At 47.6% G+C, this 8,838-nt stretch carries 10 protein-coding genes; 5 read left to right on the top strand and 5 right to left on the bottom strand.

Features of this window, described 5'->3' with window-relative positions:
• On the top strand, window positions 1-1,485 hold a 1,485-nt coding region (locus tag R7Q47_RS21105; protein ID WP_318089368.1), incomplete at its 5' end, for a Tex family protein.
• A gap of 104 nt (window positions 1,486-1,589) precedes the next feature.
• Here R7Q47_RS21105 and R7Q47_RS21100 read toward each other — a convergent pair.
• Both R7Q47_RS21100 and bioH read right to left on the bottom strand, forming a co-directional pair.
• The gene (locus R7Q47_RS21100) at window positions 1,590-2,054 is read right to left on the bottom strand and encodes a hypothetical protein (RefSeq protein WP_005379316.1); all 465 of its coding nucleotides are present in this window, start codon (window positions 2,052-2,054) and stop codon (window positions 1,590-1,592) included.
• A gap of 124 nt (window positions 2,055-2,178) precedes the next feature.
• A complete protein-coding gene (gene bioH, locus R7Q47_RS21095) occupies window positions 2,179-2,946 on the bottom strand; it encodes a pimeloyl-ACP methyl ester esterase BioH (protein WP_005384724.1) in 768 nt (255 codons plus the stop codon).
• Window positions 2,947-3,030: 84 nt separating this feature from the next.
• Here bioH and R7Q47_RS21090 point away from each other — a divergent pair, with 84 nt between their 5' ends.
• The 4 genes from R7Q47_RS21090 (at window position 3,031) to cysQ (ending at window position 6,056) form a co-directional block, all read left to right on the top strand.
• Window positions 3,031-3,756, top strand: coding sequence for an amidophosphoribosyltransferase (locus tag R7Q47_RS21090; protein ID WP_025998648.1), 726 nt, complete (start codon window positions 3,031-3,033; stop codon window positions 3,754-3,756).
• 97 nt (window positions 3,757-3,853) lie between these two features.
• The gene (gene nfuA, locus R7Q47_RS21085; RefSeq protein WP_005379313.1) at window positions 3,854-4,438 is read left to right on the top strand and encodes a Fe-S biogenesis protein NfuA; all 585 of its coding nucleotides are present in this window, start codon (window positions 3,854-3,856) and stop codon (window positions 4,436-4,438) included.
• A 176-nt stretch (window positions 4,439-4,614) separates the two neighbouring features.
• Complete coding sequence (gene nudE / locus R7Q47_RS21080) at window positions 4,615-5,184, top strand: ADP compounds hydrolase NudE (protein WP_005379309.1); 570 nt, start codon at window positions 4,615-4,617, stop codon at window positions 5,182-5,184.
• Window positions 5,185-5,228: 44 nt separating this feature from the next.
• Window positions 5,229-6,056: a 3'(2'),5'-bisphosphate nucleotidase CysQ gene (gene cysQ / locus R7Q47_RS21075; RefSeq protein ID WP_064353522.1), complete on the top strand. Its 828-nt coding sequence runs from the start codon at window positions 5,229-5,231 to the stop codon at window positions 6,054-6,056.
• Between the two features lie 292 nt (window positions 6,057-6,348).
• Here cysQ and R7Q47_RS21070 read toward each other — a convergent pair whose 3' ends face one another.
• From R7Q47_RS21070 to gspL, 3 genes are read right to left on the bottom strand one after another with little or no spacing between them, the layout of a single operon-like run.
• Window positions 6,349-7,110: a type II secretion system protein N gene (locus R7Q47_RS21070; RefSeq protein WP_017635007.1), complete on the bottom strand. Its 762-nt coding sequence runs from the start codon at window positions 7,108-7,110 to the stop codon at window positions 6,349-6,351.
• 1 nt (window position 7,111) lies between these two features.
• Window positions 7,112-7,603, bottom strand: a complete 492-nt coding sequence (locus R7Q47_RS21065) for a type II secretion system protein M (RefSeq protein WP_047103746.1) — start codon at window positions 7,601-7,603, stop codon at window positions 7,112-7,114.
• 7 nt (window positions 7,604-7,610) lie between these two features.
• Window positions 7,611-8,813: a type II secretion system protein GspL gene (gene gspL / locus R7Q47_RS21060; protein WP_053303405.1), complete on the bottom strand. Its 1,203-nt coding sequence runs from the start codon at window positions 8,811-8,813 to the stop codon at window positions 7,611-7,613.
• Window positions 8,814-8,838: the final 25 nt, after the last annotated feature.

Here is an 8,838-nt window from a genome sequence, read left to right as displayed (position 1 = left end):
TGGGCATGGCGCATCAAAGTATCGATGCACATGGAAACCGAGCTAATGGGCGCAATGAAAGAGCGCGCTGAAATCGAAGCGATTGAAGTATTCGCCACTAACCTAAAAGACTTGTTGATGGCAGCACCGGCTGGCCCTCGTGCAACACTTGGTCTCGATCCGGGTCTGCGTACAGGTTCAAAAATCGCGGTTGTCGACTCAACAGGTAAAGTGCTTGCAACCGAAACCATCTACCCTCACCCACCACAAAAACAATACGACAAGTCAGCACAAATCGTTGAGCAGTTGGTGCGTAAGTACAACGTGGATTTGATTGCGATTGGTAACGGTACGGCTTCACGTGAAACCGACAGCTTTGTCGCAGACGTCATCAAACGTGGCAACCTGAAAGTTCAGAAGATCATCGTAAGTGAAGCGGGTGCATCGGTTTACTCAGCGTCTGAGCTTGCAGCAAAAGAGTTCCCGAATATGGACGTATCACTGCGTGGTGCAGTGTCGATTGCACGTCGTTTGCAAGATCCATTGGCTGAACTCGTGAAAATTGATCCGAAATCTATTGGTGTGGGTCAATACCAGCACGATGTAAGCCAATCTATGTTGGCAAAACGCCTAGATGCGATTGTGGAAGACTGTGTAAACGCGGTTGGTGTTGATGTGAACACCGCTTCTGCGGCGCTACTGACGCGCGTAGCAGGCTTATCAAGTACCATCGCGCAGAACATTGTCGACTTCCGCGATGAGAACGGCCGCTTCGAAGCACGTACAACCTTAAAGAAAGTACCTCGTTTAGGTCCTAAGGCGTTCGAGCAGTGTGCAGGCTTCCTACGAATCATGGATGGTAAGAACCCACTTGATGCGTCTGCGGTTCACCCAGAAGCGTACCCAGTGGTCAAAGCGATTTCTGAGAAGAACAACAAAGATATCAAAGCACTGATTGGTGATTCAAGCTTCCTTAAAGGTCTGCATGCGGTCGATTACACCGACGATAACTTCGGCGTTCCAACCATTACAGACATCATCAAAGAGTTAGACAAGCCGGGTCGTGACCCACGTCCAGAATTCAAAACGGCGACGTTTGCAGAGGGTGTAAACTCGGTATCTGACTTGGAACCGGGCATGATTCTAGAAGGTGTGGTATCGAACGTAGCCAACTTCGGTGCCTTCGTTGATATCGGCGTTCACCAAGATGGTCTCGTACACATCTCTGCACTGACAGATCGTTATGTGTCTGACCCACGTGAAGTGGTGAAAGCGGGCGACATCGTCAAAGTGAAAGTGATGGAAGTTGACGTGCAGCGTAAACGTATTGGTCTATCGATGCGTATGAACGACGAACCGGGTCAAGACAACCGTAGCCAACGCTCATCAGCAGCGCCGCGTCGTAATGACCAACCGCAGCGTCGTCAGCCTCGCCGTGATGATTCGTCATCGAACAGCGCGATGGGCGGTGCATTTGCTGCAGCGTTTGCTAGAGCGAAAAAGTAATCTTACCTAGGCTTCACCGCTAACGAGCTTTCATAACTAAAAAGAAAACGCTCCAATCAGTCAACCTGCTTGGAGCGTTTTTGTTTGAGTAGGATATTGAGTCGTCATAATACTGCTATCACTTCTGACGGTGTATGGGGAGCGACTGCATGACCATAATGAAACTTGATCACCTTCCTGCGCTTTTCCATTAATCCTTCATTGATCGCAGCATCCAAAATGCGCTTTGGTAAGCGAAAGCGGATCGCGTAGCCTTTCCCCTGGTCTTCACTATACGATTTGAGCGCAAGCAAACTAAAAAGCCGTTCTAGTGTATCTTCCGGCTCTTCTTGATAACGCGTGTCGACTTCCGTTTCCATATCATAATCAGGATGCTCTGAAGGATCCCAAGAAGACTGACGTCGGCGCTTGTCATCACCTTTTACTTTTCGCTCTGCATTGGTTTTGGCCAATGCGACCGTTGGCGTTACAGGCTCTCGGACTTTATTGTCGCGAGCTGCTTGTTCCGTCTGCACATTCACGGATGGGGCGATCAGTGGCACACTTACGTTGGTCGGTGACACAATCATTGCGAACCCTCCTCAGAGTCGCCCAACTCGTCAATATGGCTTAGCTTTATTGGCTAATAAAACCTCACCAGCCTTTATATCGACCACTTTTTAAACAACTTGAGGTATTTCCGCTCGTACTTGCTCAATCGTGAGCAAACTCTCGGATTTGAACACAAAATTCGTCATGTTCGGTGATAAAAGGCGCATGAGAGGACTGATTAAAAACAAACTGCTGGGTATGAGGCAACTGTTCACTTAAATCGTTAGCTACTTTAATTGGCACCAACCCATCTAAACGGCCATAAAGACGCAACATTGGAACAGAAAGAGACGTCAACGCATCGCGCAGATCCACATCAGCAAGGATGTTTAGCCCAACCAACAGCGATTCAGGGTTTGGCTGAGGGCGCGATAGTACCGCTTGCTTGAGCTGTTTAACGTCTTTACGCGCTGATGGGCTGCCCATCGCTTGCAACGCCATAAAGCGCTCAATGGTCAGTGAGAAATCTTCTAGCAACTGAGAGGTGAACGCACTCAGTACATTCGGTTGAATGCCACGCCACGGTTTTTCTGCGGCAAATTTAGGTGAGCTGGCAACCGTAATCAACTTAGCCACGCGCTCGGGCATATTTAATGCCACATGCGTCGCCACTAAACCTCCGAGGGACCAACCAAGCCAAATCGCTTTCTCTGGCGCACCTTGCACCACCAAGTTAGCAATATGGTCTAAATCTTCAGCATGAGATTCGGCGCTATGTCCGTACCCCGGAAGGTCAACCACATGAACTCGGAAATAAGGTTGAAGAGACTCGACTGTCTGCTGCCATACCGCACCATTCATGCCCCACCCATGAAGTAACACCAAATCTGGTCCCTGACCAAATGACTGCCAGTGTAATTTCGTGCTCATGCTCTCAATCTCTCCCACTTATTTTATTCCCTACGGCTTCAGCCAAGCGTTAGGCTGAGTAAAATATCATCATGAATAAACGCTATGTTATCTCATCACTGGCAAAACATCATGCATCGTGTATTGAGCAGTCAATGCGGCCTGTGTCGGTTCCCTATTCAAACACCAAGCCACACAAATACTCTGCGCTGGTGCGAGCACTGTTTAAAATACCTAACTCCGGTAAAACGATGTCAACGCTGCGGTTTATCATTACAGAAAGAAGAAATGAGTACGGATAGTATTTGTGGTGAATGTCTTTCAGAGCCACCGCCATGGCAAAGGCTATACACGTTAGGCGATTACGACTTTCCCCTTTCACGGGAAGTACAACGCTTTAAAGATCACGGAGAGTCTTGGCATGTAAAAGCATTAACCGAGCAACTGGCACAGCGCATCACCACGCCAGCTCCAATCATTACCAGTGTGCCATTGCACTGGCAGCGTTACCTGCGCCGGGGTTTTAATCAAAGTGATGTTTTAGCCCGACACCTCGCCAAGCAATTGCAGACTAATTTTGATGCGAAGGTCTTTCGTCGAGTAAAGCTCGCCCAATCACAGCGTGGTAATACCAAAACAAGCCGTGAACAAAACTTAAAAGGCGCGTTTATTCTCAATAAGCAACCTCACTCTTCCCATGTTGCCATCGTCGATGATGTAGTCACCACAGGCAGTACCGTCCGACAATTATGTCATTTACTACTTGAAGTTGGCGTAGAAAGCATCGATATTTACTGCATCTGCAGAACACCTGCTCCTCGTTCTCTCTAGATCGCTTCGCCATGCCTTAGCATCAAAAAGACTAGACCCATACGTCAACAAGAGTAGAATAGCAGCAGTAACCTACAAATTTACTCGGGTATTCGTCGTGTCAAATATTACTATTACAGAAACTGCGCAAACGCATTTCGCTAACCTTTTAGGTCAACAACCTGAAGGCACTAACATTCGTATTTTCGTTGTGAACCCAGGTACACAAAACGCTGAGTGTGGCGTGTCTTACTGCCCACCAGAAGCAGTAGAATCGACCGACACTGAACTCTCTTACAGCGGTTTTTCAGCTTACGTGGATGAGCTAAGCCTGCCATTCCTTGAAGACGCTGAAATCGATTTTGTTACCGATAAAATGGGCTCTCAGCTAACGCTAAAAGCACCTAACGCTAAAATGCGTAAAGTTGCGGACGACGCACCACTGGTTGAGCGCGTTGAGTACGTTATCCAAACTCAAGTGAACCCACAACTTGCTGGCCACGGTGGTCACGTAAACTTGGTTGAGATCACTGAAGACGGTGTTGCGATTGTTGCATTTGGTGGCGGTTGTAATGGCTGTTCTATGGTTGACGTAACACTAAAAGAAGGCATCGAGAAAGAGCTGCTAAACCAGTTCATTGGTGAACTAACCGCAGTTCGTGATGCTACAGAACATGACCGTGGTGATCACTCTTACTACTAAGAGTAAACACTGTCAGAAAATGGGAGGCTTCGGTCTCCCATTTTTGTATCGATACTGAGGTGATGCTGAGATGCTTAGCTCGACTCGTAAAATCCGCTAGAAACTCAGGCGGAGTTCTCATATATTAAGAATCTTACGCATCTCGTAAACGCCAACGACACCAAGGAGCCAGCGTCATGCCGAAACGAACCCCACCAGAGATACTCTCATGCCAGACGGTTGCAAAATCCAAACTGTTTGCTGTGGAAGCGCTCGACCTTCGTTTTTCCAATGGTGAGCATCGTACTTATGAGCGTATGAAGCCAAGTGGACGAGATGCTGTAATGGTGGTTCCTGTAACAGAACAAGGCGATTTATTACTGGTGCGTGAATACGCCGCTGGAACTGAACGTTACGAGCTAGGTTTCCCAAAAGGGCTGATTGACCCAGGAGAAACACCACACCAAGCTGCGGATCGTGAGTTAAAAGAAGAAATCGGCTTTGGCTGTAATCAGTTAACCCCGTTGAAACAAGTTATCCTCGCGCCATCTTACTTTTCGAGCAAAATGACTCTATTTTTAGGACAGGCGCTTTATCCAGAGAAGCAAGAAGGCGATGAGCCTGAACCACTGGAAATTGTGCGTTGGCCACTTGCGCAAGCCGAAGAGTTATTAACTCACATGGATTTCTGTGAAGCACGAAGCATCACAGCGCTAATGTTGGCACTGAAACACTTACCAAACACCACTCACAAGCATAACCAATAACGGTCATTAGAACCGAATAACACTGTGAGTAAGGACTATCACTTATGCCAATGACAAAAGATCTATCTCACCTACTTCCTCAAGTCATCGATATTGCCCGCAGTGCTGGGCAAATGATCCTCGAAATATATGAAAAGAAGCAATACGAGGCCTACACCAAAAGTGACGAAACTCCCGTAACAAGTGCAGATATTGCAGCTCACAAGTTCATCACTGAACGCTTGAGTGATCTGACGCCTGACATTCCCGTGTTGTCAGAAGAAGACGCAGACATAAGCTTAGAGCAACGCGCTCAGTGGGAACGTTATTGGTTAGTCGACCCTCTTGATGGTACTCAAGAATTCATCGCTCGCAGTGGTGACTTTGCCACTATTATCGCGTTGGTCGACAACAATCGACCAACCATGGGCGTCGTTTACGGTCCTGTATCTGGCGTGACTTACTACGCTTATAATGGCAAAGGCGCCTGGAAAATTCCCGACATGTCGGACAGCGTCAAAATCCATACACACAAACACGAACAGCCAGAGCAAAGCATCGCAATTGCTATTAGTCGTCGCCAAGACATCAATCGTATTACTAACCGTATGAGCAGCGCCTGGAATTACGACTTAATACCGCTCGGTTCTGCGGCATTGAAAGCATGCCTCGTCGCGGAAGGGGCGGTAGATTGCTATCTCCGACTAGGTCCAACAGGTGAGTGGGACACCGCTGCGACACAATGCATTGTTGAAGAAGCTGGCGGACGTATTCTCAGCACGCAATTAGAACCGCTGTCATATAACGAGCGGGAAACACTAGAAAACCCGAATTTTATTGTTCTTGGTGATGCGGATTTACCTTGGAATGAGATTTTACAACGCAAAGATTAAGCGCCCTATCGGTAAAATTTAGAGCACAAAATTCTAGCAATAGAAAGGCCACGAATATCTTCGTGGCCTTTTCTTTTTGACCTTCTGTACAGCACTTGGAGTATTTGGCCTACTATGTTCCAATTGCCTGTAAAGCTGAACGAAAGAAAACAAATCAATTAAAAATCATGGTTTTAAATTTCCATTCATTCCCAATGTACAGCGAATAGAGGTTTTAGCTTACAATGATCCAAAAGCAAAAAGAGCTGCACAATAGCAGCTCTTTTAAGATATTGGATTTTGTCACGATAGGTTAGAAGCGCCCTTGGTAGTTAAACTCATATTGACCTTGAGCATTCGGCTTACCCAACCATTTCAGTTGCTCCCCCATGCTGGATGGGAACTCTGCACCAGGTTTGAACCACGCTTTGGTTGAGTACCGTTGATTAGGCATCAGTTCAGCGGAAAACGCCGCAGAGACTTGTTTGCTGCTCTGCTCACCAGTTGCCGTCAATACACTATCCTGACAGTTTATATCGGCAATCACAGGACCGAGATCTAAGCTGCCAACGGGGCTTTGAATACCACTGGCATTCCATACTAAAGTGCCTTCACCGTTCTTACACCAAGGCGCAGCATAAGTCGCATGACGAATATTCAGCTCAAGCTGCCCATCAACACCAACAGGCACAGGGAGGCGCGCTTGCTCAACAACTTTTACCGCCGGAATCGAGGCAACTAAGTTTTTGGCATAAGGGCCATCACTTAAGCTATAGCCGACAAAACCGCGCCCACGAACGTCCATTTCACTACCACGACCAAAGCGCACAGCAAACTCAGCTTTACCTGTCAGTAGACTCGACCATTGGAAATCCCAATTAACTTCTCCAAGGTTCTGGCGCTGCCAACGAATACTAGCAGCTTGACCTTGCCATACCGAACCGTTGGCTCCTTGAATGTCCAGGCCTCTCACTGTTGGTGCTTGTTGTAACACCCAAGAGACTGGTAATCCCATTAAAAGACTGACTGAAAAAAAGACGATAAAGATAACAACGTAAAGTACTGCTCGCTTCACCTTAACCTCGCTTAAACTGAAGGCGGTTTACATCGATCATGCCCGCTTGCTCTGTTCGGTCGATATCTAAAAATTCGACTTCAATACCCTGTTGCTCTTTCAAGTAACGTAACCAATCCACTAGTTGATTAAACGCGAGTGGTTTGATCCACACTTGAACGCTCTCATTACGAGGTTGTACTCGAATCAACTCAACTTTATAACGACGAGCTGAAGAAGAAACTAACTGATTCAACGGTTGACTAGAGTAGCTCACACCGCTGCTTTTTCGCAGTGCAGTGATGCCATCCGCTTTATCTTGTACCCAAGCTAGCAACTGCTTTTCACTTTGAATACGTGACTGAGCTAGCTCCGCACTTTGACTCATTGGTTGTAATAAACCCCAATAAATAATACCGATAACGGCAATAGCGCCACATCCCATGACCAAACGCTGCTCACGCTGCGAGATGCTGCTCCACCAAACCTGAGCTTGAGAAATTAAATTTTTCATCATCACCTCACAAACGCTTCAAAACAAAGCTGCCAACCACAACGTTATCGCTACGGTTCAACTGACCTTGCTCAACATTAAACTTCTCTGCCAATTTCACACGAGCCTGCTCAAAAGGTTGGAAGTCTGAACTACGAGCCTGAATACGTACTTCGCCACGTTGTCCGTCGTATTTAAAGCTAGTGATCTCCAAGTCGCTGACCTGACCAAGCGTCGCGGGTAATGCCGCCAACCATGACAACATTGCCTGCTGACCACCTCCACCAGATAAGCGGCGCTCTTCATCATCCATTTGTCGTTTGAGGTAACTAACGGTAGGAATGCGTCTTTTATTTGGGAACACTTGGCGGAAAATACGCTCACTCTCCTCACGATACGCTTGAGCTTGTGCTTCGTACTTGTGGACCACGAGCAACTGCTGCGCAACCATGACAACGATAAGCACCCCCGCAGCAATGGTGGCTTTTTGCCAGAGCTTCCAGTATTTACCCCAAGAAGATTTCGGCTTGAAGATCCCAGTCAGCAAATTGACTTTGCTTTCTGTCACCCCCTTCGCCAGTAAAGCCATCGTCATTTCTTCTGGTTGCGGCTCCCATATTTCAGGTAACGCAGATTCCGGGACCGAGCTATAGCAATCGAGCTTCCAACCTTCATGATTTTGTAGATAAGAAGAGAGGTAAAGGTCTAACCAAGAAGCGTCGACAACCGCGCCCTCTGTCACAGAGTGACGAATTAGCCATTGCTCGCCAATCATTGCAGCACTGCTGTGATCTCCACGAACCGGTAACGCAAGCACATCGGGTAAAATGCGTTTAATGGCGATACCTTGGCTTGAGAAACGTTGCAGTACAGTCTGAATCCAAGCACGTTCAACTGCGCAAATCTGCGCTTTATCCGCTTGTTTACCCAACACGCTAAAGTGCAGGCCATCAACGTCCTGAGCAACTTCGTCTTCCACTAAGTACGGTAACATCGCCTCGAATTGGCGTGTTGCACCAGGCGGTATATCCACTTGCGTCAGGACCACATCATTACTCGCCAACAGCGCCACAACTTGGCGCTGACCAGCATATGAGACCAATTCATCTAAGTGTTCCCACCCGGCGATTTCACCGCTAGCAATCACTTCCTGTTGATCTGTCGACCACACCACCCAAGGAATGGTACTTTGTTGTTCGCTACTCAGCCGAACGGTCAGAAACTCGCTCACTGATCCCTCCAAAACGACGGCGAAC

The sequence above is a fragment of the Vibrio sp. Vb0349 genome, assembly GCF_033338975.1.
The sequence above is the reverse complement of the archived record's forward strand: the minus strand, read 5'-3'. Positions and strand labels throughout refer to the sequence as shown.

Bases quoted from the DNA above. Each gene is read 5' to 3' on its own strand.
- R7Q47_RS21100 (WP_005379316.1), bottom strand. From the start codon at position 2,054: ATGATTGTGTCACCGACCAACGTAAGTGTGCCACTGATCGCCCCATCC.
- bioH (WP_005384724.1), bottom strand. From the start codon at position 2,946: ATGAGCACGAAATTACACTGGCAGTCATTTGGTCAGGGACCAGATTTG.
- R7Q47_RS21090 (WP_025998648.1), top strand. From the start codon at position 3,031: ATGTTATCTCATCACTGGCAAAACATCATGCATCGTGTATTGAGCAGT.
- nudE (WP_005379309.1), top strand. From the start codon at position 4,615: ATGCCGAAACGAACCCCACCAGAGATACTCTCATGCCAGACGGTTGCA.
- cysQ (WP_064353522.1), top strand. From the start codon at position 5,229: ATGCCAATGACAAAAGATCTATCTCACCTACTTCCTCAAGTCATCGAT.
- R7Q47_RS21065 (WP_047103746.1), bottom strand. From the start codon at position 7,603: ATGAAAAATTTAATTTCTCAAGCTCAGGTTTGGTGGAGCAGCATCTCG.